A 26,345-nucleotide genomic window follows, 5' to 3' on the forward strand; every position below is an offset into this window, starting at 1 on the left:
GGCCGAGCGGCCATGGCGGCGGCGGAACCGGAAGGCGGTCGGACATCATGCAGTATTCCTCCGGATCGACATGTCGTTGGCGGAACATTTTCCGTGTTCCGGGCCACAGCCGCCAGCTCAGGGCGGGGCGTGCCGATCGGGGAACGGTGCGCCCCGCGGGGCATCAGGGGGCCGTACGCCGGCGGCGGGCGATGCTCTCATCTGGCGTAACCTGCAACCTCTTGCGCGTCGGCTTCGACACCCAGACCCAACGCGATCCGGTTGACGAAATTGAAATAGGCGGTGACCAGGTTGATGCGCAGTATTTCCGCGTCGGTCAGACCTTCGGCGCGCAACGCGCCTACCTGTTCCTCGTCCATCGTCGAGGGAGAGACGGTGAGCCTGCGCGCGTAAAGCAGCATCGCGCGCAGCCGCGGCGCAGCGAGCCGATCCGGCGCGTCGCGCACCGTAGCCAGTATCCCTTCGTCCTTCTCGTAGCATCGAAGCGCCTCCAGATGGTGCGCCACGCAGTAGGCGCAGCCGTTGGCGGCCGAAACCGTGACCGCGATGGCCTCACGCTCGCGCCGGCTCAACGGACCGGCCGAGAACATCAGGTGCATGTAGAGATCGAGATGGTGCTGCAGCCCACCCGGGTCGAGGCTGTGCACGCCGAGGATACGTGCCACCTTGCCGCGCCGCGCCTTCACGGCATCATAGGTCTGCCGCAGCGGGCCTTGCGCTTCGCTGTCGGGGATTTCGCTGATCCAGCCCATTCAGGCGTCCTTTTGTCCGGTGTTGCGGATGGCATCGACGGCGGTCGAGGCCTCGATACGTGCCAATGCCTGACCAAGGCCGGACACCGCCGGCACATCCATCCAGGGGTATTCCCGCGGCAGTCCGGCGCGGTTGATCCAGAGTGCGCGCCATCCGCACGATGCGGCACCGGCCGCATCCCAGCCGTTGGACGAATGGAATGCGATGGATGACGGGACTGCCCCGAACGCCTTCGCGGCTGCGGCGTAGGCCCGCGCATCGGGCTTGAACATCTCCAGTGCATGCACCGAGTAAACGATGTCGACCAGATCATCGAGACCGGCCGCAGTCAGCGCCGTGTTCAGCATGGCCGTGGTGGCATTGGAAAATACCGCCACGAGCAACCCCAGGCGACGACAGGCGCCGAGCGCCTCGCGCACGTCCGGATAAGCATCCAGCTTCCGGTAGGCGTCGAGCAAAGCTTGCCGAACCACGCTGTCGCGGCGACCGAACGAGGCCAATGCATAGTCGAGCGCCTCCTCGGTGACCTGCCAGAAATCGGCGTACCGCCCCATCAGACTACGCGTCCAGCTGTATTCAAGCTGCCTCTGTCGCCACAACGTTGATATGCGTTCGGCGTCCGGGCCAACGATCCCGGCCAGGCGGGCCATGGCCGAATGCACGTCGAACAGGGTTCCGTAGGCGTCGAAGACCGCGATGGCCGGAGGTGCCGTGTCCACCCTCTGTACGTCAGGAATATCGTGGTCATGGATGGGCATGGCGGGCACCGTCGACGGTAAACCCATCGCTGTCGCGCAGCAGGTACAGCGCCACGCACGCTGCCAGCATGGGCCACGCCGTGAAGAACAGCAGGTTGGCGCCTTCGTGGGGATGCAGGTACTGGTGCCACGACGACAGCGTGGAGCCCGCGTGCAAGAGCATTACGGCGCCATAGGAGAAACGGCGCAAAACCCCGATGACGAAGGCCAGCAGGAGCAACAGTTCAAGCGCACCCAGGATGGTGAACGCCGAGGCGCCTAGTCCCGCCATGGCGTAGAAGCGCTCGAATACACCGGCGGCGTGCTCGGGACGGATGAACTTGTCCAGGGCCCACATCAGCATCACCAGGAACACTGTCAGCCGCAACCCAAGCAGCGACAAGCTCAGACGATTCGTGGAGTTCACGGAATGGCTCCTCGGCAGGTGGATGTATCGGTGGAGTGCGGCGGAGCACGGCTTCGTTGCCGGGCACCCCGATAGCCGCTTTTTGCGCGTGATGCCTGATTCCACCGGGTGGAACGGTCTTCCTAGCCCCGCTCCACCAGGACTTCGCTGATCTGGATCACCGGAGCAATATCGGTGAAGTTGCGCAGGTCTTCCAGGAGTTCGGCGGCGTGCGGCCCGAAGCCGTTCTGGAACGCCTCCACCGAGTCGCAGAAGATGTGGCTCATGCCGAGATAGGTCGGTGCCGTATCGGGCGATCCGCCGGCCAGCCCCTTGTCGATCGAGTAGTACCTGCAGCTCTCGCCCATGCGGCGCTTCACGAGGGGCATGTGTGTCTCGCGGTAGTACGCATGGTCGAACCTGGCTCCAGGGGCGTACGGGTACATCACGCTTGCTTTGATCATTCGTGCTTCCCAGGAAGGGCGGGCAGTGCGGCACGTGTGGATGGCACTGCCCTGATCGGAGTGGTGGCGATCGGGTTGACCGACCCGTCCACATAACGTCGTTCGGGTACCGCGCTTACGCTGGGCGATGCCAGGCTTCGCCGGAGAATTCCTTGTTGGTCAAGGTCCCGGTCAGGTGGTTGGCGTAGTTGCTCAGCGTCTTCATGCTGACGCCCAGCACGACTTCGAGCGCCTGCTGATGGGTGAACCCGGCCTTGAGAAAGGCTTCCAGCGGCGCCCCCGCGACCCAGCCGCGCTCCTTCACCATGCTGCGGGTGAACGAGGACAGCGCCTGCAGCCGCGCGTCCGGCACCGTGGTGCGGTTTCGCAACGCATCGACGACGTCATCGGGAGCCTTGGCCATCTTGCGCGCGATCATCGAGTGGGCGGCGACGCAGAATTCACAGCCGTTCTCCACGCTGGCGGTCAGCAGCACCACCTGGCGTTCCACCGGGTTGAATGACGTCTTGTCGAACTGCGAAGACAGGCCGAAATAGGCCTCCAGCGCCGCTGGCGCATTGGCGAGGTTGGCATACAGGTTGGGCACGAAGCCCATCTGCTTTTGCGCGCCCTGCAGCAGCGCGCGCGCCGCCCCGGGAGCCGTGTCGGGAGTTTGCAAGGTGAATTCGCTCATGGGTCATACTCCTTGGTGGTTGGATGTGCGGCCGATCGGATGTCGCGTCGGCCCCGGGCATACTTTGACAACCGGCCGGGGCGGCAGCCATGCCCGCAGCGCGCGCATGCTTGTCCCTGCGTCTTGATCTGGAGCTGGCGTGGACGAACTGAGCGAATTGATGCGCCATCTGCGCCTGCAGACACGCGTGTTTCATCGGACTGCCCATTGTGGGCAGTGGACCCTCGACGCTGAGTACGAGCGCAAGGCGATGTTCCATCTGGTGGCTGGTGGCTCCTGTGTGCTGCGCACGGACGATGGCACGGCCGACGTGGCGCTGCAGGCCGGCGACGCGGTGTTGTTCATCCGCCCACAGGACCACTGCCTGATCGCTCCGCGTGACGCTGACGACACCGTCGCCACGCTGCTGTTGTGCGGTTACTTCGAGTTTGACTCGCCACTGGCCGAAGTGTTGCTGGCTTCATTGCCGGCACAGATGCTGCTTCGACACCACCCGACGCCGGAGGATATGGCGTCCGGAGCGCCGGCGGCGCTGCTGCAGTTGATCATCGCCGAGGCCGAGCAGAACGGCCCCGGCGCCATGCTGCTGATGGACAAGCTGTCCGATGCGCTGTTCATGTACGCACTGCGACAGTGCGTGACCTCGGGTACCGTGGAACGGGGGTTGTTGAGCGCGATGTCCGATCCTTCCCTGGGTGCGTCGCTGCTGGCCGTGCATCATGATCCGCAGCACCCCTGGACGGTTGCCGCTCTCGCCGACACCGCACATCTGTCGCGAGCCGCGTTCGCGCGGCGGTTTGTCCAGGCGGTCGGGGTCACCCCCATGGACTACGTCACCGGCCTGCGCATGCAGCAGGCACAGTCGGCGCTGGCCGAGCGTGGCGTCAGCGTGGCCGAGGCGGCGGTGATCGCCGGCTATGCGACGGAGGCCGCGTTCAGTCGCGCCTTCAAGCGCATCCACGGGCGTTCGCCGGGCGCCTCGCGGTCGTCGTGAGACGCCAATGAATCCGATGGGCGGTTTGCCTGCTCTATGCGGGTGAGAGCGTTGCACAGCGGCAGAGGGAGTTCACCGCCATCCCCCCGTGCTCACGGGCAGTGAATTCCGAGCCTACCGGACCCGCCGTGCACGCCCTCGCCCATCGTGGGTCGTCTGATCGTGCTGGCAGGGCCGGATGCTCGATGCACGATGGACTGGGTGCCACGCGCTCATGGAAAGGCCTCGAAGTGCAGCCCGACATGGGGCTCTCCTACGTGGCGGCCCGCCGGTACCAAGGGGGGAGATTTCGACCGCAGTGTCTGGGTTGCTGCGGCAGGCATTCGTCTGCCGGAGCTCTGGCACCACATGTTTTTCAGCTTTCAGCTGGGGGCAGCGACGCCACAGACGAAAGCCTTGAGCAGCACTCAGCAATTTGTGAGCTCGTTGGGCTGGTCCCGGCACGGCTTCGCCATCCTGATAAGGCATGTCTCCAACGGCGGCACGCGGAAGCCGAATCTCGGCGAGACGATGCTGCTGGTCGGCGTGGACATGAAGACGCCGTGACGAAACGCATGAACCGTCGCGGCGTCGATACGTGAAGATTCTTCGTGATCTGCCCGCCGTGGTGAATCCTTTTGCCTGCCCGTCGACTCTACGAAGCAGGCTTCGCCTGGCGATCGGGTGGCGAGGGCCATCCTTCGGATTACTCGCCTGCCGGCCGGTATGCTGCCGGCGCAGGAATCTTCCGATCTGATTTGAGGGTGGTTGCGTTCGTCGGAAGTACGGGTGCGCCTGGCGTTGCCGGGAAGGATCAAGGTGCATATGCCATCCAGCAGTGGACCGTGGGCGCCGAGTGGTGCGCCGTCAACGAGGAGAAGCGTCATGCGTGCAGTGTGGAAAAACACCGTCATTGCAGAAAGCGCCCATACGATCGTGGTCGAGGGCAACCACTACTTCCCGCGCGAATCGCTCAAGCGGGAAAACTTTCGCGAAAGCGACCACCATTCGGTGTGCCACTGGAAAGGCACGGCCAGTTACCTGGATGTCATCGTCGAGGGTGACATCAACTCCGACGCGGCCTGGTACTACCCGGCCCCGAAACCGGCGGCTGCCGAAATCCGCGGTCACGTCGCGTTCTGGCGAGGGGTCAAGGTGCAGTCCTGAAAGGGGACATGCGCAAGGGGGCATCATGGCGGATTCAGGTGAAGGGCCTGCCACGAGGGACGCGACGCATGACTTGTTGCGCGGCCTGTCCAGACTCTTGTTGCTCGGCTTGCTCCTGGCCGGGCCGACGGGTTGCGCGACGCGCACGTGGAATACCCGGATCAAGCCGGTCGGAGTGGAGGATCGCTACGAGTTCGGGACGCGCTTTCCGCACGCCATCCGCGATACCTTCGTCGTACTCGCCTTTTCCGGCGGCGGTACCCGTGCGGCCGCCTTCAGCTATGGCGTGCTGGAAAAATTGCGCGATACCGAGGTGATGGCAGGAGGGCAGCGGACGCCCCTGCTGAATCTGGTGGACGTGATCACGTCGGTTTCCGGCGGGAGCTATACGGCGGCTTACTACGGACTGTTCGGCGACCGCATCTTCCGCGACTTCCGGTTCCGGTTTCTGTACCGCGACTGGCAGGGCGAGCTGCTGGGCCTGCTGTGGCGCCCCGATCACCTGCTATCGATCGCCGGTCGCCATTACAGTCGCAGCGACCTGGTGGCCGCCTACCTCGATCGCACTTTGCTCGAAGGGAAGACCTTCGCCGATATGTCGCCGGCCGGATTGCCGATGATCATCCTCAACGCGAGCGACCTGAACAACGCCACGACGTTTTCCTTCATCCAGCAGCAGTTCGATTTCCTGTGCTCGGATCTGTCCACCTATCCGGTGGCCAACGCGGTGATGGCGTCGGCCGCCGTACCGGGGCTGTTTGCGCCGATCGCCCTGCGCAATTACCCCGATTGCCCGCAACGCCACCAGTCGTGGGTGACCCAGTCACTGGCGCATGACGACATGCTGGACCGTCGCTATGCCGTAGCCCGCGCGCTTTTGCGCTACGGCGATCCGCAGCAGATGCCGATCCTGCGCCTCGCCGATGGCGGCGTGACCGACAACCTCGGCGTGCGTGGTTCGATGATGAGCCCTGTCGCGCAATATGGTGATGTGCCGAACATGGCGGGTGCGTTCACGCCGGAACAACTTCGCCGCGTGCGACACGTCCTGGTCATCGTCGCCAACGCGCAGGTCTACGCGCCCTATGCGTGGTCAGTGGAGGGTCGCGCACCGGGTCTGATCAATACGATGCGTGCCTCATTCGATGCGTCACTGGGCATTCTCAACACCGAAACCGTCTCCCTCGCCAAGAATGGCTTCCTGATGTGGGCCCGGCACGTCAGTGCCACGCGCCCACCGGGCGAACCCGGGGTCAAGGTCGATTTCGCCGTACTGACGTTCAACCAGATCGCCGACCCCGCCGAGCGGCAGCGCTTCAATGCGATGCCGACTGCCTTTCATCTGCGCTCCACCCAGGTTGATGCCCTGCGCGCCCTGGCGGGGCAGTTGCTCGGAGAGTCACCGGAGTTCCAGTCGTTCCTGCGGGATATGCGGCGCGACGAGCATTGACGTTCGTTCGAGGTTTGAATCTTTTCGTCGCAAGGCCGCCTCTCTCCTTCGAGACCCAAAAGTCTCTGCCTTGTTCCGATACCTCAACCTGGAGATTCCTATGAAAAATTCCTTGAAGCTGGCTTCGCTGGCCGCCTTGACCGCCGCCATCGTCGCCCTTCCTGTTGCGGCGACCAGCATGGGCGGCGCCCAGGAAACCTGCCATCCCGCGTCTGGCATGGCCGCGTGCGGCGCGAAGTGCGCAGGCAAGTGTGCTCCGAACAAGCACCACGCCTTGAAGAAGCATGCCTCCATGCACGCGAAGTGCGGTGCCCAAAAGTGTGCACCGAAATGTGCACCGAAATGTGCACCGAAGTGTGCGGCCCAGCACTGATGGCCTCCGCGCCTGGCCGGCGATCGCCGAACCCGGCCGCGCGCCGGACAGGGCTCGCCGGCCGGCGCTTGCTCGACACGTACGCGGTACTCGCGACTCGCGGCGAACACCTGCTGCACGATCTGCTCGGGGGCCAGGTGCCTCGCCAGTGGCAGCATTATCCCGAGGACGATTCGATCGACCCGGACGGCGGCTACCAGTGGTTCTACCACTCGCATTCGCCGGAGGATCGGCCGGAGGCTGCCGAGCACGGCCATTTCCACCTTTTTGCCCGCCGCCCACTCTGGTCCCGGCGCATGCAGTCAAAGGCGGAGCGGGCCTTTGCGGCCTTGACAGGCAACCCCGGCAGGCAGGTCGCCACGCGGCACCTGCTGGCCGTCGGGATGGATGCCAAGGGGCTTCCGGTCAGCCTGTTCACGGTCAATAGCTGGGTCACCGGCGACCTGATGCTCAGCGCCTCCGGCACCGCGCGGATCCTCGCCGACATGCACCTGCGCACCGGCCATGATGCGATCGACACCGTGCTGGAGTGCGTCGTCGCGCTCTGCATGGACGAGATCCGCATGCTCCTCGGCGCGCGTGACACGATGCTGTCCGCCTGGAAAGGGCGCGCGGTACTCGAGGATACCCGGCTGGAAATCCTCTCTCACCAGGCCATCGCGCTTGACGCGAAGCTCAACGCGTAGCGCCGTCGGACCGAGGCGACGAGGGGCGGGTCGCCGCGGGCGGCGGAATCGCTTCGATCGTTTGCGGCGTCCGCGGGGACCGTCGCGATGGGCCCCCATGGGTCGACTTGCGGCTCCCGCAAAGTGCGCGGCATTCGAACCGATGCATCCGATCCGCGAGTGCACGGCGAACCGGGTTCCGGGCGAATGAATCCTTTCGCCTGATCAGGTGCTCTATGGGTTGCCGGAAAGATCCGGTTCACTCTACGGAGATGCGCATCATGAACAGCCAGAACCTGCTGAAAACGGCCCTGGTCGGCGCCCTGACGCTCGGCGTCGCCGCGATGGCCACTGCTGCGCCGGCACCTGCCGGTGCCGGCGGCGCGAAAGCCGGCGACATGGGCATGACCAAGTGCTACGGCATCAATGCGGCCCACAAGAACGACTGCAAGTCGCCGGGGCATTCCTGCGCCGGCCAGGACAGCAAGGCGCGCGACCCGAACGCGTTCGTCGCGGTGCCGGCCGGTCTGTGCGAGAAGATCGACGGCGGCTCGACCAGTCCGGCCGACAAGGGCTGAGCAACGCGATGAACCCTGTGCTGCCCTTCGTGCAGCGACCGGTCCCGGCGGCTGCCGGGATCGGGTTGCGCGCCCCCCACATTGAACGCGTGCTGGCCGAACGGCCGCCCGTAGCCTGGTTCGAGGTGCACAGCGAGAACTATTTCGGCGCAGGTGGCGCCATGCACGCCGCGTTGGAGCGCATTCGTGCCGACTATCCGCTGAGCCTGCACGGCGTCGGCTTGTCATTGGGCTCGGCCGATGCCCTCGACCAGGCGCATCTCGCCACCTTGCGCAGACTGGTTGACCGCTACGAACCGGCGCTGGTTTCCGACCATATTTGCTGGGGGGCGTTTGGCGGCGCGCACATGAACGAATTGCTGCCATTGCCCTTCACCGAGGAAGCGCTGGCGCTGATGGTTTCGCGGGTGTCGCAGGTACAGGAGGCGCTGGGGCGCGAGTTCCTGGTAGAGAACGTGTCGAGCTATCTGGGCTTTCGCGACGCGGACATGCCGGAGTCCGCGTTTGTGGCGGAATTGGTTCGTCGCAGCGGTTGCGGGCTGCTGCTGGACGTGAACAACATCTACGTCAACAGTATCAACCACGGGTTCGACCCGCACGACTACCTGCGTGCGATGCCGCATGCATCAGTGCGCGAAATGCACCTGGCCGGTTTCATCCGGAAGGGACATCTGCCCGTTCCCTTGCTGATCGACAGCCATAGCCGGCCGGTGGCCGACGAAGTCTGGGCCCTTTACGGCGAGGCGCTGGAGCTGTGCGGTGCGCAGCCTACGTTGATCGAATGGGATCAGGACATTCCCGAGCTGGAAGTTCTGCTGGCCGAAGCCGGCCGGGCCGAGGAGAGGCTGCATGCCTGCCGCACCGCGATTGCATGAGCTGCAGCGAGGTTTCGTCGACGCCCTGCTGGGGCGAGGCGACGCTGCGGCAGCGTGGGTCGATGGTGGCGGACTCGAGCCTTCGGCGCGATTGCGTATCTACCGGCACGCGGTGGCCGGAACCCTGACGGCGGCCTTGCGCGACAGTTATCCCACCGTGCTGGCCCTGGTCGGCGAGGCGTTTTTCGAGGCCATGGCAGAGCGCTATCGACTGCAGCACCCTTCGACCTGCGGCAACCTGCAGCAGTTCGGCGGTTCGCTGGCCGGGTTCATCGCCACCATGCCGGAGGTGCAGGCGCTGGGCTATCTGGCGGATGTGGCGCGCCTGGACTGGTTGCGCCAGGTCGCTGCCCTGGCACCCGATGCCGTGCCCGTCAGTGCTGCCATGAGTGCCGACGCGGCCGCGGTGGCGCCGGACCGGCTGCGCGTCCGCCTGCATCCGAGCCTGCAGAGGCTGCGCAGCGATCACGCCGTATTGACGATCTGGCACTGGTGCCGGATGCCGGATGGACCAGCACTGAAACTCGAGGGCAACGGCGAACATGTGCTGCTGTGGCGCGACGGCGGCGACGTGGCGATGACGACCGTCGATCCGGCCACCTTCCGCTGCATCGAGGCGTTGGCCGATGGGCGTGATATGGCGTCGGCTTGTCGGGTGGCATCCGGGGTGGACGACGACTTCGACCTGGAACCCTGCCTGCGGGATCTGCTTGCGCAGGGGTTGATCGTGGCATTTATCGACGAGGAGAGCGGGACATGAACAAGTTTCTTGCCTGGACAGGGGATCACTATGGGCGACTCGTCCACGTGTTTTCGGGGCTGGGGCCGCTGGCCCTGCTGTTGTTCCGGGTCTGGGTGGCGTTGGCGTTCTGGCGGGCCGGTGTGGTGAAGTTCGAAGATCCCTCCGGCACGTCCTACCTGTTCAACAACGAGTATCACGTGCCGCTGCTGTCCGGCGACGCTGCGGCATTCCTCGGCACCTGGATCGAGTTGATCCTGCCCTGGTTCCTCCTGTTGGGGCTGGGCGGGCGACTCACCGCCGCGTTCTTGTTCATCTACAACATCATGGCGGTGACTTCCTATCCCGATCTGTGGCCGCACGGTTTCTGGACCGGGCTGATGGGTAGCGATTTCAACGACCACAAGATATGGGCCCTGATGCTGCTGGCCCTCGTGGCATGGGGGCCGGGCACCCTGTCGCTCGACCGGTGGCTGGTGAGGTTCTGGCCCAACGGTCGCCGCCCGGCTCTTTAGGCCAGGCCCGGATGCGTTTCACCGCGGCGTGGCGGCTCGACGTCGATTTTGAATCCTTTCGGGTGTTGGTTCCCTCTAATAGGGTGAATGTGGTAGGACCATTCCTGCACCACATCATCGAGCTGCCATCGCGAGGTGCCCCATGCAACATGACCCCATACTGCTGGAATCCGCACGTCAGGGCGACCTCGCTGCCGTGGAGAAGCTGTTGACTTTGTGCCGTCCCGGCCTGCGCCGTATCGCCCAGTCGCAATGCGCGAGCAGCGTGGATCCGGACGACGCGGTGCAGGAATCACTGCTGTTGATCTACCGACGCATTGGCGCGTTGCGCACGATCGCTGCGTTCCCGGCGTGGACGTTTTCGATCGTACGACGGGAATGCCAGCGGTTGCTGCGTTCAATGCGCGGGCAGGTCGAACTGCCGGAGTCGGATCACCCCATTTTCACTTACACCGACCGCTTCGATCTGCGCCGCGATCTGGCGGCCGCCATCCAGTCGTTGCCGGACAAGTATCGCGAGGCGATCATCCTGCGCGATTTCGAGGAATTTTCGATTAGCGAGATCGCCGACCGGCTGCTGCTGACGCGCCAGGCAGTGAAGAGCCGCATTCACCGTGGTCGCCAGATGGTCCAGGAGTATCTGAAGGATTGAGTTGCCCTGCGCCGGCCCCAGCGCATGGCGGAGAGCTCCATGAGCGCCGGTCGGTTGTGTTGACGCCATTCGGTTTCCCCCGGTCATTCGACGCATGAAAAACAAGACCACGCTCATCCGGTCACTGATTCTCGTCGGGCTGCTTGGCGTGGTAGCCGCCTTCTTCGCACTGGGCCTGCAGCATCAGTTCAGTCTGGAGGCGCTGAAGGTCCGGCAGCACGCGCTGGATGGCTATCGCCAGGCCCATCCGGTATCCCTCGCGGCGGCCTTCTTTCTTGTGTACGTGGCGTTTGCGGCCTTTTCGCTCCCCGCCGCGACGTTGCTGACGCTCGCGGGCGGCGCCTTGTTCGGGCTGCTGGAGGGCACGTTGCTCGTATCTTTTGCCTCCAGCATCGGAGCGACACTGGCGTTCCTGGCCAGCCGCCTCGTGTTCCGCGACGCCGTGCAGCGGCACTTCGGCAAACGCCTGCACGCGATCAACGAAGGCATCCGGCGCGAAGGCGGGTTGTACCTGTTCACGCTGCGGCTGGTTCCGGCGATTCCCTTCTTCGCGGTCAACCTGCTGATGGGGCTGACCATGCTGCCAACGCGCACGTTCTACCTGGTCAGCCAGGTCGGCATGCTGGCGGCGACGGTGGTCTTCGTCAATGCGGGTACGCAGTTGGCCGCGCTGCAATCCATGTCGGGTGTCCTGTCGCCCCGGATGCTCGGATCGCTTGCGCTGCTTGGCGTATTTCCGCTGCTGTCACGATGGATCGTCGCCCGCATGAAAGCCCGCCGGGCCTATGGGCGCTGGCCGAAACCGAAGCGATTCGACCGCAACCTGGTAGTGATCGGCGCGGGTTCGGCGGGGCTGGTCAGTGCTTACATTGCCGCGACGGTACGCGCGAAGGTCACGCTGGTTGAAAAGCAGGCGATGGGGGGCGATTGCCTCAACACCGGCTGCGTGCCGTCCAAAGCGCTGATCCATGCCGCCCGGATGGCGGCGCAGACACGTGATGCCGCGCGGGCCGGTGTGGAGACGGGCCAGGTGCGGATCGATTTCCGGGCGGTCATGGAGCGCGTGCGGAAGGCGGTGGCCACGGTGGCGCCGCACGATTCGATAGAGCGGTACCGTGCACTGGGTGTCGACGTGCGGCGCGGCCACGCGCGCATCGTGTCGCCCTGGGTGGTGGAAATCGACGGCGAGCCGATCAGCACGCGCGCCATCGTGATCGCTTCCGGTGCCGAGCCGCTGGTGCCTCCGATTCCAGGCCTGGCCGCTTCGGGCTACCTGACCTCGGAGACGCTGTGGCAGTTGCGTGAACTGCCCCGGCATCTGCTGGTACTCGGTGGCGGGCCCATCGGTTGCGAGCTGGCGCAGGCCTTTGCGCGGCTGGGTTCGGCCGTGGTCCAGGTCGAGGCCTTCGACCGTCTGCTGCTGCGCGAGGACGACGAAGTCTCCGCCTTCGTGCAGGCCCGACTGAACGCCGATGGGGTGGACGTGCGCATCGGCCACAAGGCGGTAGCCGTCGAGCCCCTCGACGATGGGCATGTGCTGGTGTGTGAGGCTGGAGACCAGCGCGTACAACTGTATTTCGACACGTTGCTGGTGGCGGTGGGTCGCAAACCACGCACGGCTGGCCTCGGCCTGGAGGCACTGGGCATCGCTGCCGCGCCCACGGTGCCGACCGACGCGTACCTGGCCACGCTGTATCCCAACATCCATGCCTGCGGCGATGTCGCCGGCCCGTACCAGTTCACGCACACCGCCGCGCATCAGGCCTGGTATGCCACCGTCAACGCGCTATTTGGCCAGTTTCGCCGCTTCCGCGCCGACTACTCGGTCATTCCGGCCGTCACCTTCGTCGATCCCGAGGTGGCGCGCGTCGGCATCAACGAGCGCGAGGCGCGGGAACAGGCGATCGCTTACGAAGTCACCCGCTACGAACTGGACGAGCTGGATCGCGCCATTACCGAGGATCAGGCGCACGGTTTCGTGAAAATCCTGACCCTGCCCGGCAAGGACCGCATCCTCGGCGCGACCATCGTCGGCCAGCATGCCGGCGAGATGCTGGCCGAGTTCGTGCTGGCCATGCGCCACGGGCTCGGCCTGAACAAGATTCTGGGCACCATCCACGCCTATCCGACCTGGGCGGAGGCGAACAAGTACGTCGCCGGCAACTGGAAGAAGGCGCATGCACCCGAGCGGGTACTGGGCTGGCTGGCGCGCTATCACGCCTGGCGGCTGAAGTGAGCCTGCAGTGATGTATCGAAGCGTCCACCTCCATATGTTCGCCGTTCCGATGCTGCCTGGCGTAGTGGCGGTGAGTGAGCCGATGCTGCCGAGCGCGTCGACATCTTTGCTCCAGCGTCTTGTGGCGTCGTCGACGAGACTCGTGCAGGACACCATCGACCCGGATCGTTGGCGAATGGCCCAGGCATAACCAGTGAGGCATATCTAACGTGAACGCTGTTCTTTCTTTGTCACTGCCGTCGTTTGCCCGCTCCCTGCGGGAGCATGGGCTGGCGTTGCCGCGCCTGCCGCTGGAAATCCTGCAGGTCAACGTCGGCAAGCTGTGCGACCTGGCCTGCCAGCACTGCCACGTCGAGGCCGGCCCAAAACGCACTGAAATCATGCAGGCGGCAACCGTTGATCGCATCCTCGAACTGCTGGCTCATGCGCCCGCGGTGCACACGCTGGATCTGACTGGCGGCGCACCCGAGCTCAACCCGCATTTCCGCACCCTGGTGCGCGAGGCGCGGGCGCTGGGCAGGACCGTGATCGACCGCTGCAACCTGACCGTGCTGTTTCGTCCGGGACAGGAGGACACCGCCGAATTCCTGGCCGCGCAGGGCGTCAAGGTGGTCGCTTCGCTGCCGTGCTACAGCAAGGCCAACGTTGAAAAGCAGCGCGGTCAGCATGTGTTCGATCCCAGCCTGCGCGCCCTGCGCCAGCTCAATGCGCTCGGCTACGGCCACGCCGGCTCCGGGCTGGAACTGGATCTGGTCTACAACCCGCTGGGCGCCAGCTTGCCCCCGGCGCAGGCGGCACTGGAGACGACCTACCGGCGCGAGCTGGCCGAGCACTTCGGCATCGTGTTCAGCCGTCTGTTCACCATCACCAACATGCCGATCAAGCGCTTCCTGCATCTGCTGGAACGCGAGGGCCGTTACGAAACCTACATGCGCACCCTGCTCGAAGCGTTCAACCCGCAGGCCGCGCCGGGCGTGATGTGCCGCAACCTGCTGTCGGTGAGCTGGGACGGCCTGCTGTACGACTGCGATTTCAACCAGGCGCTGGACCTGCCGCTGGGCGGCCGCCAACGCAGCGTGTGGGATATCGCCAGGCTGGCGGACATCGAGCACGGCCCAATCGTCTTTGCCAATCATTGTTATGGCTGCACCGCCGGTGCGGGCAGCTCCTGTGGAGGATCGTTGACATGAACATGGACCTGGAACACGAAATCGGCGGCGCTGCCGAAGAACAGCAATCGGCGGTGCGCAGCTATTACGGCGAAACCCTGCAGTCCAGCAACGACTTGCGCACCACGGCGTGCTGCAGCATCGATGCGATACCCGTACACCTGCGCGCGATCCTGGCCCAGTTGCACCCGGAAGTGCGCGACCGTTTCTACGGTTGCGGCTCGCCACTGCCGCCGGCACTGGACGGCATGACGGTGCTGGATCTGGGCTGCGGCAGTGGCCGCGATGCCTACCTGATGTCGAAGCTGGTCGGCGAGCGGGGTCATGTCATCGGCATCGACATGACGGCGCAGCAGCTGGCCGTCGCCGAGCGGCATCGCGACTTTCACGCGCAGGCCTTTGGACATACCCGTTCCAATGTCACGTTTCATCTGGGCGATCTGGCCGACCTCGCGGCAATCGGCATTGCTGACGCGTCGGTCGATGTGGTGGTATCCAATTGCGTGCTGAACCTGGTGCCGGACAAGCGCCGCGCATTTGCCGAGATCCTGCGTGTGCTCAAACCCGGCGGCGAGCTGTATTTCTCCGACGTCTACAGCGACCGCCGGCTGCCGCGCGAGCTGCGGGCCGATCCGGTATTGCTCGGTGAATGCCTGGCCGGCGCGCTGTACGTGGAGGATTTTCGCCGCCTGCTGGGCGAACTCGGCGTGGCCGACGCGCGGGTGTGCGCGCGCGGCCCGATCGCACTGACCGACGAGGCGATCGAGCAAAAGATCGGTTTTGCCCATTTCGAGTCGATCACCTGGCGCGCTTTCAAGCTGCCGCTGGAGGATCGCTGCGAGGACTACGGCCAGTCCGCGACCTACCTCGGCACAATACCGACGCATCCGCACCGGTTCGTGCTGGACGACCATCACCTTTTCGAAAACGGCAAGTCGTTGCGGGTCTGCGGCAACAGTGCCGACATGCTGGCCGGCAGTCGTTACGCGGCGCATTTCCTTTTCCACGGCGACAAGCAGCGGCACTTTGGCCTGTTCGATTGCGCCCCGGCCGCAGCGGCGACGACCACATCGGCAAGCTGCTGCTGAGATGCTCATGGACAGTTGTCATCCCGCTGCCCCGCACGCGTCGATACGCTCTCTGTCGGTTATCGTGCCGTTGGCACCCGGGGAAACCGAATGGCATGGGTTGCTGCAACAGCTGACCTCGCTGCCGATGGACAGCGAAGTGATTGTGGTGCGTGCCGATGATGAATCGTGGCCGGCCCCGGCAACGTGGCCGATGCACCTGCGCTATCGGGAGTGCCACTGTAAGCCGGGGCGTGCCCGGCAACAGAACCTCGGTGCCCGGCTCGCCACTGGCCACTGGCTGTGGTTCCTGCATGCCGATTCGCGTCTGCGGGAAGACAGCCTGCGTGAACTGCAGCGGTTTCTGGCGGAAGGGGGCGATGCGCTGGGATGGTTCAAGCTCGCGTTTCGCCGCGATGGACCTCGCTGGACCGCGCTGAACGCAGCAGGCGCCAATTTGCGCGCCCGCTGGCTGGGGCTACCGTTTGGTGATCAGGGGTTTGTGTTGCCCAGGCACTGTTTCGAGACCTTGCACGGCTTTGATGAACAGGCATGTTACGGCGAAGATCACCTGCTGGTATGGGCCGCGCGCCATGCCGGACTGCCACTTCGCTGCCTTCCTGCGTCGCTGGAAACCAGTGCGCGCAAATATGCGCAGCACGGTTGGCTAACCACCACACTCAGGCATTGGTGGTTGACCGTGGCGCAAGCATGGCCGGCATGGCGCGCGACGCACAGGGCAAGGACATGACGGCGGCACTGGCCATCTTCGTCAAGACGCCGGGGTTGTCGCCGGTGAAGACACGGCTGGCGGCCACGCTGGGTACGGATGACGCCACCCGCTTTTATCGGCTTGCCGCCGCAGCCACGGCTGCCGTCGCGCAAAGCTGCCAGCCGCCACTCACACCGTATTGGGCGATTGCCGAGGCCGGCCCGGTGGCCTCGGCCGCATGGCATGACTTTGCGCAGCTGGAGCAGGGTGAAGGCGATCTTGGTGAACGGCTAGCTCGCATCTACGCTGCACTGCAGGCACGTCATGGCCGGGTGTTGCTGATCGGCGCCGATGCCCCTCAGCTGACACCAGCCATGCTGCTGGCCGCATTGGCAGCGCTGCACGACACGGACAAGCCTTTCGTGCTCGGCGAAGCCAGCGATGGCGGCTTCTGGTTGTTCGGCGGTCGGGTGCCCATCCCGAGCACCGTCTGGCTCGGTGTGCGCTATTCACAGCCCGATACCGCCATGCAGTTGCGCAGCGCCTTGGCGGCGTACGGTCATCTTGCCACTTTGCCCATGCTCACGGATGCCGACAACGCAGCGGATTTGCCTGTGCTCATCCAGGTATTGGCGTCATTGCCCAACATCATGCCGGCGCAGCGCACGCTGTACGACTGGCTACTCGCCGTCACCGATCACGCCTTGTTGGAAAGAACCTCAGCATGACTCTTGTTCTGTTCATCTCCGTATTGCTGCTGGCAGCGACCAATGGTGCCAACGACAACTTCAAGGGAGTGGCCACGCTTTACGGCAGCCGAACCGTGGGGTACTGGACTAGCCTTGGTTGGGCCAGCATCACCACGCTGGCTGGTTCGTTGGGTTCGGTCTATCTCGCACAGGGGTTGCTCAAGGCCTTCACCGGCGCAGGACTGGTACCTGCCGACATCGCAGCGCAGACCAGCTTCGCACTGGCCGTGGCGGGCGGGGCTGCCATCACGGTCGCCTTGGCATCATGGCGCGGGATGCCGATCTCGACTACGCATGCGCTGGTTGGTGCGATGAGCGGCGCCGGGCTGGTCGCCGCCGGCATGGACGCGCATTTCGGGTCACTGGGCAGGAGCTTCCTACTACCGCTGCTGGCCAGTCCGCTGATTGCCGTCATCCCTGCATTCCTCAGTGCCCCGCTGCTGCGCCGGCTGGTGGTGCGCGCAGAACGGAAACGCATCGACTGTTTGTGCATTGCTCAAGGCACGATCACCACGCCCGATGGCCTGATGATGCGCGAGACAGCCGTGCTGCGCACCGGCAGTACGACCGAATGCGGCGGCAGCGATACACGCACGCTCATGCGTTTCGATGCTACCCGCCAAATCGATACGCTGCATTTCCTGCTCGCGGGGGCAGTAGGGTTTGCGCGCGGACTCAATGACACACCGAAGATTGCTGCCTTGTTGTTGCCCATCGCGATGCTCGATAGCCACGCAGCCGTGCTCGCCGTGGCGATTGCGATGTTGCTTGGTGGGTTGCTTGGCGCACGCAGGGTCGCCCGTACCATGAGCGAAAAAATTACGGATCTGGATCTTGGTGCCTCGCTTGCAGCCAGCCTGACCACCAGCCTGTTGGTCAGTACAGCGAGTTTCAACGGCCTTCCAGTATCGACAACTCATGTCGCTGTGGGGGCGCTGGCAGGCGCCGGTGCCAGCGGACGGAGCGGGGTGAATCGCAGAGTGATCACTGACATTGCACTGTCGTGGGTGGTCACCTTGCCGGTCGGGGCGCTCTTCGGAGCGATCCTCTATGCGTGGGTGCGTTGAGCCCTCTTGCTCGGCGAGTAGCCAGAAGGGCTGGATTGGAGGTTGGGCATGTAATGCCCCAGCTGAATTACTGGGTCGACGCCGTGCAGCACCACGAAGGTCGGCTCTCCCACGCGGCAGTGTTCTTCACGGGCGGCTTCCCGTGCGCGCTTGGTCGCCGGACCAAGCTGCGGTCGTAGTGCATCACGGTGCCCAGGCTGTGACACCTGAAAGTGTCACATAAACTGTCACATGGCCTGTTTTGAGCTTCATGGAGTGGCAGGATGCCATCGGGGAAGGCAAGGCGAAAACAAAAAAGCCCATGAAATTCATGGGCTTCTCTGCAAAATACGAATGGTGGCTATGGGTGGACTCGAACCACCGACCCCAGCATTATGAGTGCTGTGCTCTAACCGGCTGAGCTACATAGCCTTGGGGGAACCCGCCATGCCGGCATCGGAACGATGCGGGCGGGGCGCGGCAGTTTAGTCGGGTAGCCCGGCAGGTTCAAGCCCGCCGCTTGCCGCTGCTTCGCGCGCTGTGGTTGAATCGGCGGCAGGAGCTCCGCTGCGGTCTTGCCGGCCATGCCGCGCCGTTCGGCCCCAGGAGGCGACATGATTGATGTAGATGGCTATCGTCCGAATGTCGGTATCGTGCTGCTGAACGCGGACGGCCGGCTGTTCTGGGCGCGCCGGATCAATCGCGACGGCTGGCAGTTCCCGCAGGGCGGCATGCGCTCGGACGAGACGCCGCTGGAGGCGATGTACCGCGAGCTGGAAGAGGAGACCGGGCTGGCCGCGCACCATGTCGAGGTGATCTGCGCCACGCACGGCTGGCTGCGCTATCGCCTGCCGAACCGTTACGTGCGCCATCACCAGCGGCCCACCTGCATTGGCCAGAAGCAGGTCTGGTTCCTGCTCAAGCTGGTCGGCGACGAGGATGCGCTGAAACTGGATGCCAGTGAGAAACCGGAGTTCGACCTGTGGCGCTGGGTCGACTTCTGGTACCCCGCCGCACACGTGGTCAACTTCAAGCGGCAGGTCTACGAGCGGGCGCTGCGCCACTTCGCGCCACTGGTCGAGGATCTGTTCGGCGTCCAGCTGGGCAGCCTGCCGCCGCGCGACGAGGCCGGCAGCCCGCCCACCGGGCCGCGCGACGGGCGTGCCGCCGCCTGAACCGATTGTCGCAGCCGACCGGTCGATTGTTGACAATCATTCGCATTCGCGTTGCAATGCGCGCCATGTACATCTGCATGTGCAACGCCGTCACCGACCACACCATCCGCCGCGAGGCGGCCGATGGCGTGCGCACCTTCGCCGAACTGCAGGCCCGCACCGGCTGCTCGGACTGCTGCGGCTGCTGCGAGCAGGAAGCACGCGCCACATTCGACCAGGCCTTGTCGCAAGTCACCTGCCGGCTGCCACTGGCCGCCGCCTGAGCCTCGCCTTCCGCGGTGTCGTGCGGGTGGGGGCCTCCTGCCGTACGCAACCCTTGTCGCTTCCCGATTCCAGCCGCCGCGACGCCGAGTTTGTATAGTCGGCACTGTCTTCGAGCGGAGTGGAAGTCATGAAGGGTGATGCCAAGGTCATCGGGTTCCTCAACAAGGTGCTCTACAACGAACTGACCGCGATCAACCAGTATTTCCTGCATAGCCGGATGCTGAAGAACTGGGGTTACGCCGAACTGGCCGAGCACGAGTACAAGGAATCGATCGAGGAGATGAAGCACGCCGATCATCTGATCGAACGCATCCTGTTCCTCGACGGCCTGCCGAACCTGCAGCACCTGGGCAAGCTGCGCATCGGTGAGAATGCGCTGGAGTCGCTGCAGGGCGACCTGGAGCTGGAACTGGCGGCGGTAAAGGATCTGCGCGAGGCGATCGCCTGCAGCGAAGGCGTCGCCGACTACGTCAGCCGTGACCTGTTCAAGGACATCCTGCACGACGAGGAAGCCCACATCGACTGGCTGGAAACCCAGTTCAGCCTGGTCAAGGACATTGGCGCAGAGCGCTACCTGCAGAGCAAGCTGCAAGGCTGAGCCGCGCGATCACCTGTCCATCGACGGCACGCCGAAGCGTGTCCCCGTTCCTTGACGCTTTTGTCACGCCGGGGCTATACCTCTGGTTTTCCCCGGAACGCGCCGCATGGCCTCACGACCACCTCCGCGCTTCGTCGTGCGCCGGCACGACGACACCGATCAGCGCCGGCGCTGGCTGTGGCTGGGCCTGGCCTGGCTCGGCAGCCTGCTGGCAGTCGGCCTGACCGCTGGCGCATTGATGCGGCAGGCGAATGCCCCGGCGGCCGTGGACCATCGCCAGCAACGTGCCCTGCTCGGCCAGATCGACGATTTGAAGCAGCAGGTGGCCAACCTGCAGCGTGCAGCCCAGGTCAACGAGGTCGCCACCCGTTCGCTGCGCGGCACCCTGGCACAACGCGAGGAGGAGCTGAATGGCCTGCGCGCCGACCTCGGATTCTATTCGCGCCTGGTCGGCGGCGACGCCCAACGGCAGGGGCTGAAGCTGCAGGAAGTGAAGTTGCAGCCGATCGTCGGCTCGCGCGGCTGGAACCTCAGCCTCAGCCTGACCCAGAACGCCAGGCGTGGCGACGAGATTGCCGGCAACGCCCTGGTCAGCGTGGAAGGCCTGCGCGGCGACCAGGTGACGCGGCTGGACTGGCCGGCGCTGGGCGATGCCGCGCAAAAGGACGGCCTGCCGTTCCGTTTCACCTATTTCCAGCAATTGCACGGCACCATCGTGCTGCCGGCGGATTTCCGTCCGACACGATTGCGCATCAGCATTCAGCCCGCCGGCGGCGAGCCGGTCAACCGTGCCGTCGCCTGGGGCGCCGCACTGAGCGGAAACATCACCAACACTGAAGGGGACCGCGATGCTCAACCGTAGACGCAGCGATCGCAGCGATCGCAACCACAGCAGCCACGAGACCAGCCTGATCGCCCGCGGCACGGTGATCCGCGGCGACCTGCGCTTCAGCGGCGCACTGCACCTGGACGGCCGCATCGAAGGCAGCGTGCTGGGCGAGGGCGAGGACGCCGTGTTCACGCTCAGCGAGCACGGCCACGTGCACGGCGAAATCCACGTGCCGCAGGCGGTGATCAACGGCCACGTGACCGGCGACGTCAACGTCAGCGTGCGGCTGGAACTGGCGCCGCAGGCATGCATCGACGGCGATCTGCGTTATCACACGATGGAGATGGCAGCCGGCGCGCAGGTCAACGGACGCATCTCGCGCCAGGCCGGGGACGCTCCGCGCGAACTGCCCGCGCCGGATGCCGAACTGGACGAGGCGATGCCGGCCTGACGCGGTATGCTTGGCAGCAGTCCGCCCGCCCCCATCTAGATGACCATGGAAACTTTCGTCGCGATTCCCGATTACCGCAGCAGCGGCGCCCCGCTGGTGTTCACCGCCGCCGCTGCGCACAAGGTACATGAGCTGATTGCCGAGGAGGGCAATCCGGCGCTGAAGCTGCGCGTGTACATCTCCGGCGGCGGCTGCTCGGGCTTCCAGTACGGCTTCACCTTCGACGAGGCCCAGGCCGAGGACGACCTGGCGATCGAGCGCGACGGCGTGACCCTGCTGTGCGACCCGCTGTCGCTGCAATACCTCGGCGGCGCGCAGATCGACTACGCCGAGAACCTCAGCGGCGCGCAGTTCGTGATCAGCAACCCGAACGCGAAGACCACCTGCGGCTGCGGCTCCTCGTTTTCGGCCTGAGGGCACCACCGATGGATCGGGCCGTGCAGCCCCCGCTGAACACCTTCGCCGGGCTCAGCCTGGTGCTCGATCGCGTCGCCGAGTCGCGCGACGAGTCGGGCTGGATCGTCGAACAGGCCCGCTCGCCGCACGCGCGCTACCTGCTGCTGGACGGCGCCGGTGAAGCCTTCCTGCGCCGCGACGGCGATGCGCTGCGCTGGCTCGACGCGAACGAACGCGAGCAGTGGTTCGGCGAGCAGCGCGCCAGCCTGCTCGGCGTCGCCTACGAGCGCCCGCACTTCCTGCTGGTGACGGACGACCCCGCGCGCCTCGCCGAGCTGGAGCACGCGCTCGACGCCCGCCGCATGAGCCTGCGCGGCGCCGGCTTGCAGCTGGCGGCCGACGAGGCCAGCCTGTTCGCCTATGCCAAGGGCCTGTCGCACTGGCAACGCGAGACGCGCTTCTGCACCCACTGCGGCGCGCCGCTGCTGCTGGTCGCCGCCGGCCACCGCGCGCAATGCACCAACCCCGACTGTGCACGGCTGCACTTCCCGCGTACCGACGCCGCCGTGATCATGCTGGTCGAGCACGACGGCGCCTGCCTGCTCGGTCGCCAGGCCGGCTGGCCGCCGGGGCGCTACTCCACCCTGGCCGGCTTCGTCGAACCGGGCGAGGCGCTGGAGGATGCGGTGCGGCGCGAAGTGGCCGAGGAAGCGGGCGTGATCGTCGACGAAGTGCGCTACCACTCCTCGCAGCCATGGCCGATGCCGGCCTCGCTGATGGTCGGCTTCATCGCCACCGCCGCGTCGCGGCGGATCCGCATGCGTGACCACGAACTGGAAGACGCGCGCTGGTTCACCCCGCAGCAGATCGCCGACGGCATCGCCGACGGCAGCTTCCTGCCCTCCACGCGACTGTCGGTGTCCTATCAGTTGCTGGCGCATTGGCTGCGGCAGGGTGCGGGGCTGGACCTGGACGCGCTGGTCGCCGACTCCTCGCCACGCTGATTCCCGGCGCGAACTTCGCGCCGGCCCGCCGGTCCCAGCCGCATCCACCACGAAGGATCGGCGATGGCGCACGGAAGCACCCCGCATTACGGCTGCGAGTCTTCGCGTGCGCGCTCCTGGCGAGCCGCATGGCGCCGCGGCGCCATCCTCGGCAGCGTCACGGCGCTGCACCTGCTCACCTTGGCGCTGGTGCTGCGTCCCGCGCTGCCGTACAGGGCAGCACGCACCGCCGGCCACGACAACGGCGAGGCACTGCAGCTCGGCTTCGTCGCACGGCCCGGCAGGCCACGATCCGCCAACCCGCCACCACGACCGCCACGACCGCCACGACCCCGGACGATACGCCCGGCAAGGTCGGCGGCGGCGCTGCGAGCACCGGGCGCTGCCGCGTCATCGCAGGCGGTCGTCGCCACCTCGCCGGCAAACGTGCCGGACCGCTCCGGCGACTACCACGCCGCCATCGCTGGCGCGGGCAATTCGCCATGGGCGTCACGCCTGCGCCTACCGGGTTCGGACATGCCGCCACGCGCCGGTATCCAGCTGCGCACCGCGCCCAGCGTGCGGCAGGTCGTGCACGCAATGACCACCGCCAGCCGCTGCATGTACGAACGCATGAAGATGGAGCGCAGCACCAACCAGTTCGTCACGCACCCGCTGGTGGAACGTGCGCTCGGCGCCGACGGCTGCGGCCCGCAGGTCGACCATGCGGCAGCCGGCAATGCCGTCGACGCGATCTCGCGCCGCGCGATTTTCGGCAACTGAGCGCTCCGCCTGCTGCCGGCGCGTCGCTTACAATGCCGGCACTGTCCGCGAGTTCCTCCGTCATGGCCATCCGTCTGCTCGTCGCCCTCGTTGCCCTCGGCCTGCTGCACCTGATGCCGCAACTGGCGCGCTGGCGCGGCGACAGCCTGTTTCGCCGCTGGGTGGCGCAGCTGGCGGATACCAGCGGCGGCGGTCGCGTGGCACTGGCCCTGCTGTTGCCGCTGTTCCTGTGCGCGCTGCTGGAATGGTTGCTCGGGCGTTCGCCGCTGGGCGAGCTGCTGCCGTTGCTGTTTGCGCTGACGGTGCTGCTGTACTGCTTCGGCCCGCGCGAGTTCGAGGCCGACCTGGAGTCGATCCTGGACGCCCCGGACGGCGCCCGTCGCGAAGCCGCGGCGCAGGCGCTGGCCGATGACGGCCAGCCGATTGCCTGGAACGCACCGGCGCTGGGCGAGGCGATCGCCTATGCCGCATTGCGCCGCCGCTTCGCCGTGTTGCTGTGGTTCTTCCTGCTCGGCCCGGTCGGCGCACTGGGGTACCGGCTGGCGCAGACGCTGGGCCGCGACGCGCTGCGGCTCGACCCGGACAGCCGCCGCGCCGCCGATCACGTGGCCAACGCACTGGACTGGCTGCCCGCGCAGCTGCTGACCTTCACCCTGGCCGTGGTCGGCCATTGGGAGGCGGTGATCGGCGCCTGGCAGCGCTGGCATAAACAGGCTGCTGCGACCAGCTGGTATGCGGCCGGCCCAGGTTTCCTGGGCGCCGCGGCGCAAGCCGACGTGCTGATCGACATCGAGGCCGGCGACGGCTACGCCGAGGAACACGACGATCCGCTGGCCGAATTGCGGCGCCTGCGCAGCGCACTGCTGCGCGCGCTGCTGGCGTGGCTGAGCGTGGTGGCCCTGGTCGTGATCGGCGGCTGGATCGGCTGAGTCGTCCGCTCAGGCCAGTTCCCCGCGCAGCTCGCGTACCCGCGCCTCGAGCGTCGCTGCCGAGACCTGCGCGGGCTCCTGCGGCGCATCGACCACCAGTTCCACCCGCGCCCGGAACCGCCGCGGCAGGCGCGCGCGACGCAGCATCGAGTCGCGTCGGCTCCACACGCTGCCCCACAGGCCGCGCAGCGCCATCGGCACCACCGGCACCGGCCGCCGCGCCAGGATCTTTTCCACGCCGGGGCGGAACGGCGCGATCTCGCCGTCGTCGGTCAGGCCACCTTCCGGGAAGACGCACACCACCTCGCCTGCCGCCAGCGCCGCGTCGATCGCGTCGTAGGCCTGCTGCAGTACCGCAGGATCCTCCTTGTGGCCGGCGATCGGGATCGCTCTGGCAGTGCGGAACACGAAGCTCAGCACCGGGATGCTGAAGATCCTGTAGTACATCACGAAGCGCACCGGCCGGCGCAGTTTCGCCATCAGCAGCAGCGGGTCCATGAAGCTGACGTGGTTGCAGACCAGCAGCGCCGGCCCCTCCCAGGGAATCCGTTCAGTGCCGTCGGCGCGTACCCGATACAGCGTGTTCACCAGCACCCAGGTGATGAAGCGCATCACGAACTCGGGCACCAGGGTGAAGATGTACCAGGCCACCAGCACGTTGAGCAGCGCCGCGGCGAGGAAGATCTGCGACGCATCCAGCCCCAGCGCACCCAGCCCCAGGCCGAAGCCGGCGGCCAGCACGATCAGCAGCGCATTCAGGATGTTGGTGCCGGCGATGATCCGCGACAGCTTCTCGCGTGGCGCGCGGGCCTGCACGTAGGCGAACAACGGCACCACGTAGAGGCCGGCGAACACGCCGATCAGGGTGAGATCGAGCGTGACGCGCCAGCTGCCCGCCGCCTGCAGGAAGGCCCGCCAGTCCAGCCCGCGCGCCGCCGCCATGCCGTGCCGCGCGAAGTAGAGTTCGACGCCGAACGCGGTCAACCCGAACGCGCCCAGCGGCACCAGGCCGATCTCCACCCGCCGGCCCGACAGCTTCTCGCACAGCAGCGCGCCGAGGCCGGTGCCGATCGAGAACAAGGTCAATACTAGGGTATTGACCGAACCGTCGCCGCCCAGCGTCTCGCGCGTGTAGATCGGCAGCTGTGCGATCAGCACGGTGCCGAAAAACCAGAACCACGAGATGCCCAGCACCGCATTGAACACCGGGCGATCGGCGCGGGTGATCGCCAGCACCCGCGCGGTCTCGCTGAACGGGTTCCAGTTGAACTTCAGTTCCGGCGCAGTCGCCGGCGCGGGCGGAATGCGGCGAGAAGCCAGGTAGCCGGCCACTGCCACCGCGATGGTGGCGCCGGACGCCAGCAGCGGCCCCACGCCGGCCACCAGCATCAGCGAATTGCCGGCGATCATGCCGACCAGCATCGCCATCTGCGTACCCATCTCCACCAATCCGTTGCCACCGACCAGTTCGGCCGGCTTCAGCGCCTGCGGCAGGATCGCGTACTTGATCGGTCCGAACATGGTCGAGTGCATGCCCATCATGAACAGCACGATCAGCAGCAGCGTGGTGTGATGCGTGTAGAAACCGTACGCGGCCAGCGCCATCGCGCCGATCTCGAACAGCTTCACGTAACGGATGATCCGGCTCTTCTCGTACTTCTCGGCCAGCTGCCCGGCGGTGGCGGAGAACAGGAAGAACGGAATGATGAACAGCGCCGGCGCCAGGTTGGTGTACAGCGACACCGTGCGATCGCCCAGCCCCATCTGGAACGCCACCAGCATCACCAGCGCATTGCGGAACGCATTGTCGTTGAACGCCCCCAGCGCTTGGGTCCAGAAGAACGGCGCGAAGCGGCGTTTGCCGAGCAATGCGAATTGGCTCATGCGCTGTCCTGATGGCGGTACTTCCGCGCTCGTGCTGGATGCCTGGCGGATTCA

At 65.9% G+C, this 26,345-nt stretch carries 31 protein-coding genes and 1 tRNA gene; 25 read left to right on the forward strand and 7 right to left on the reverse strand.

Annotated features, from left to right (window positions below; translation table 11 throughout):
• Window positions 1–197 precede the first annotated feature (197 nt).
• From R2APBS1_RS18460 to R2APBS1_RS18480, 5 genes are all read right to left on the reverse strand, one after another.
• Window positions 198–752 carry a peroxidase-related enzyme gene (locus tag R2APBS1_RS18460; RefSeq protein WP_007512437.1) on the reverse strand — a complete coding sequence of 185 codons (555 nt, stop codon included), beginning with the start codon at window positions 750–752 and terminating at the stop codon, window positions 198–200.
• Entirely contained in the window at window positions 753–1,511 is a 759-nt protein-coding gene (locus R2APBS1_RS18465) for a haloacid dehalogenase type II (protein ID WP_015449095.1), read from the reverse strand.
• The gene (locus R2APBS1_RS18470; RefSeq protein WP_007512441.1) at window positions 1,498–1,917 is read right to left on the reverse strand and encodes a hypothetical protein; all 420 of its coding nucleotides are present in this window, start codon (window positions 1,915–1,917) and stop codon (window positions 1,498–1,500) included. Before R2APBS1_RS18470 ends, R2APBS1_RS18465 begins: the two co-directional genes overlap by 14 nt.
• Window positions 1,918–2,039: 122 nt before the next feature.
• Window positions 2,040–2,360 (reverse strand): EthD family reductase, encoded by a 321-nt coding sequence (locus R2APBS1_RS18475; RefSeq protein WP_007512443.1) that lies wholly within the window; start codon window positions 2,358–2,360, stop codon window positions 2,040–2,042.
• A gap of 115 nt (window positions 2,361–2,475) precedes the next feature.
• On the reverse strand, window positions 2,476–3,033 hold the full coding sequence (locus tag R2APBS1_RS18480) for a carboxymuconolactone decarboxylase family protein (RefSeq protein WP_015449096.1): 558 nt from the start codon (window positions 3,031–3,033) through the stop codon (window positions 2,476–2,478).
• Window positions 3,034–3,172: 139 nt separating this feature from the next.
• Here R2APBS1_RS18480 and R2APBS1_RS18485 point away from each other — a divergent pair, with 139 nt between their 5' ends.
• From R2APBS1_RS18485 to R2APBS1_RS18560, 16 genes are all read left to right on the forward strand, one after another.
• A complete protein-coding gene (locus R2APBS1_RS18485; protein ID WP_015449097.1) occupies window positions 3,173–4,027 on the forward strand; it encodes an AraC family transcriptional regulator in 855 nt (284 codons plus the stop codon).
• 348 nt (window positions 4,028–4,375) lie between these two features.
• On the forward strand, window positions 4,376–4,573 hold the full coding sequence (locus tag R2APBS1_RS19420; protein ID WP_015449098.1) for a hypothetical protein: 198 nt from the start codon (window positions 4,376–4,378) through the stop codon (window positions 4,571–4,573).
• 318 nt (window positions 4,574–4,891) lie between these two features.
• Window positions 4,892–5,173, forward strand: coding sequence for a DUF427 domain-containing protein (locus R2APBS1_RS18495; RefSeq protein ID WP_015449099.1), 282 nt, complete (start codon window positions 4,892–4,894; stop codon window positions 5,171–5,173).
• Window positions 5,174–5,249: 76 nt separating this feature from the next.
• Window positions 5,250–6,623 (forward strand): patatin-like phospholipase family protein, encoded by a 1,374-nt coding sequence (locus R2APBS1_RS18500; RefSeq protein ID WP_231378385.1) that lies wholly within the window; start codon window positions 5,250–5,252, stop codon window positions 6,621–6,623.
• 342 nt (window positions 6,624–6,965) lie between these two features.
• The gene (locus tag R2APBS1_RS18505; RefSeq protein WP_041677124.1) at window positions 6,966–7,682 is read left to right on the forward strand and encodes a DUF6969 family protein; all 717 of its coding nucleotides are present in this window, start codon (window positions 6,966–6,968) and stop codon (window positions 7,680–7,682) included.
• 260 nt (window positions 7,683–7,942) lie between these two features.
• Window positions 7,943–8,239, forward strand: a complete 297-nt coding sequence (locus R2APBS1_RS18510; protein ID WP_015449103.1) for a BufA1 family periplasmic bufferin-type metallophore — start codon at window positions 7,943–7,945, stop codon at window positions 8,237–8,239.
• Window positions 8,240–8,247: 8 nt separating this feature from the next.
• Entirely contained in the window at window positions 8,248–9,114 is an 867-nt protein-coding gene (bufB, locus tag R2APBS1_RS18515; protein WP_015449104.1) for an MNIO family bufferin maturase, read from the forward strand.
• Complete coding sequence (locus tag R2APBS1_RS18520; protein WP_015449105.1) at window positions 9,089–9,874, forward strand: HvfC/BufC N-terminal domain-containing protein; 786 nt, start codon at window positions 9,089–9,091, stop codon at window positions 9,872–9,874. Before bufB ends, R2APBS1_RS18520 begins: the two co-directional genes overlap by 26 nt.
• On the forward strand, window positions 9,871–10,368 hold the full coding sequence (locus R2APBS1_RS18525) for a DoxX family protein (protein ID WP_015449106.1): 498 nt from the start codon (window positions 9,871–9,873) through the stop codon (window positions 10,366–10,368). The genes R2APBS1_RS18520 and R2APBS1_RS18525 overlap by 4 nt, the downstream gene beginning before the upstream one ends.
• A 142-nt stretch (window positions 10,369–10,510) precedes the next feature.
• The gene (locus R2APBS1_RS18530) at window positions 10,511–11,020 is read left to right on the forward strand and encodes an RNA polymerase sigma factor (RefSeq protein WP_015449107.1); all 510 of its coding nucleotides are present in this window, start codon (window positions 10,511–10,513) and stop codon (window positions 11,018–11,020) included.
• 94 nt (window positions 11,021–11,114) lie between these two features.
• Window positions 11,115–13,256, forward strand: a complete 2,142-nt coding sequence (locus R2APBS1_RS18535; protein ID WP_015449108.1) for an FAD-dependent oxidoreductase — start codon at window positions 11,115–11,117, stop codon at window positions 13,254–13,256.
• Between the two features lie 209 nt (window positions 13,257–13,465).
• Complete coding sequence (gene arsS, locus R2APBS1_RS18545; protein WP_015449109.1) at window positions 13,466–14,446, forward strand: arsenosugar biosynthesis radical SAM (seleno)protein ArsS; 981 nt, start codon at window positions 13,466–13,468, stop codon at window positions 14,444–14,446.
• Window positions 14,443–15,513, forward strand: coding sequence for a methyltransferase domain-containing protein (locus R2APBS1_RS18550; protein WP_015449110.1), 1,071 nt, complete (start codon window positions 14,443–14,445; stop codon window positions 15,511–15,513). The genes arsS and R2APBS1_RS18550 overlap by 4 nt, the downstream gene beginning before the upstream one ends.
• 100 nt (window positions 15,514–15,613) lie before the next feature.
• The gene (locus R2APBS1_RS19845) at window positions 15,614–16,243 is read left to right on the forward strand and encodes a TIGR04283 family arsenosugar biosynthesis glycosyltransferase (protein WP_231378382.1); all 630 of its coding nucleotides are present in this window, start codon (window positions 15,614–15,616) and stop codon (window positions 16,241–16,243) included.
• A complete protein-coding gene (locus R2APBS1_RS18555; protein WP_007513855.1) occupies window positions 16,213–16,932 on the forward strand; it encodes a TIGR04282 family arsenosugar biosynthesis glycosyltransferase in 720 nt (239 codons plus the stop codon). The genes R2APBS1_RS19845 and R2APBS1_RS18555 overlap by 31 nt, the downstream gene beginning before the upstream one ends.
• On the forward strand, window positions 16,929–18,020 hold the full coding sequence (locus R2APBS1_RS18560; protein WP_015449113.1) for an inorganic phosphate transporter: 1,092 nt from the start codon (window positions 16,929–16,931) through the stop codon (window positions 18,018–18,020). The genes R2APBS1_RS18555 and R2APBS1_RS18560 overlap by 4 nt, the downstream gene beginning before the upstream one ends.
• Before the next feature lie 334 nt (window positions 18,021–18,354).
• Here the strand turns inward: R2APBS1_RS18560 and R2APBS1_RS18565 are convergent.
• Window positions 18,355–18,431, reverse strand: a tRNA-Met gene (locus R2APBS1_RS18565).
• Between the two features lie 182 nt (window positions 18,432–18,613).
• Here R2APBS1_RS18565 and R2APBS1_RS18570 point away from each other — a divergent pair.
• From R2APBS1_RS18570 to ampE, 9 genes are all read left to right on the forward strand, one after another.
• Complete coding sequence (locus R2APBS1_RS18570) at window positions 18,614–19,174, forward strand: RNA pyrophosphohydrolase (RefSeq protein WP_007513850.1); 561 nt, start codon at window positions 18,614–18,616, stop codon at window positions 19,172–19,174.
• Window positions 19,175–19,230: 56 nt separating this feature from the next.
• Complete coding sequence (locus tag R2APBS1_RS18575; RefSeq protein WP_015449114.1) at window positions 19,231–19,437, forward strand: (2Fe-2S)-binding protein; 207 nt, start codon at window positions 19,231–19,233, stop codon at window positions 19,435–19,437.
• Between the two features lie 128 nt (window positions 19,438–19,565).
• Complete coding sequence (gene bfr, locus R2APBS1_RS18580) at window positions 19,566–20,036, forward strand: bacterioferritin (protein ID WP_015449115.1); 471 nt, start codon at window positions 19,566–19,568, stop codon at window positions 20,034–20,036.
• A gap of 106 nt (window positions 20,037–20,142) precedes the next feature.
• Entirely contained in the window at window positions 20,143–20,898 is a 756-nt protein-coding gene (locus tag R2APBS1_RS18585) for a DUF6776 family protein (RefSeq protein WP_015449116.1), read from the forward strand.
• Window positions 20,885–21,316, forward strand: coding sequence for a bactofilin family protein (locus R2APBS1_RS18590; protein ID WP_015449117.1), 432 nt, complete (start codon window positions 20,885–20,887; stop codon window positions 21,314–21,316). The genes R2APBS1_RS18585 and R2APBS1_RS18590 overlap by 14 nt, the downstream gene beginning before the upstream one ends.
• A gap of 45 nt (window positions 21,317–21,361) precedes the next feature.
• A complete protein-coding gene (gene erpA, locus R2APBS1_RS18595; protein ID WP_027485805.1) occupies window positions 21,362–21,730 on the forward strand; it encodes an iron-sulfur cluster insertion protein ErpA in 369 nt (122 codons plus the stop codon).
• 11 nt (window positions 21,731–21,741) lie between these two features.
• Window positions 21,742–22,716, forward strand: a complete 975-nt coding sequence (gene nudC / locus R2APBS1_RS18600) for an NAD(+) diphosphatase (RefSeq protein WP_015449118.1) — start codon at window positions 21,742–21,744, stop codon at window positions 22,714–22,716.
• A gap of 63 nt (window positions 22,717–22,779) precedes the next feature.
• Entirely contained in the window at window positions 22,780–23,478 is a 699-nt protein-coding gene (locus tag R2APBS1_RS20595; RefSeq protein ID WP_015449119.1) for a hypothetical protein, read from the forward strand.
• A gap of 62 nt (window positions 23,479–23,540) precedes the next feature.
• Entirely contained in the window at window positions 23,541–24,407 is an 867-nt protein-coding gene (gene ampE / locus R2APBS1_RS18610) for a regulatory signaling modulator protein AmpE (RefSeq protein ID WP_015449120.1), read from the forward strand.
• A 9-nt stretch (window positions 24,408–24,416) separates the two neighbouring features.
• Here the strand turns inward: ampE and R2APBS1_RS18615 are convergent, their stop codons facing one another.
• Window positions 24,417–26,291 carry an MFS transporter gene (locus R2APBS1_RS18615; protein WP_015449121.1) on the reverse strand — a complete coding sequence of 625 codons (1,875 nt, stop codon included), beginning with the start codon at window positions 26,289–26,291 and terminating at the stop codon, window positions 24,417–24,419.
• Window positions 26,292–26,345 lie beyond the last annotated feature (54 nt).

It is taken from the genome of Rhodanobacter denitrificans (genome assembly GCF_000230695.2).
Lineage (GTDB): Bacteria > Pseudomonadota > Gammaproteobacteria > Xanthomonadales > Rhodanobacteraceae > Rhodanobacter > Rhodanobacter denitrificans.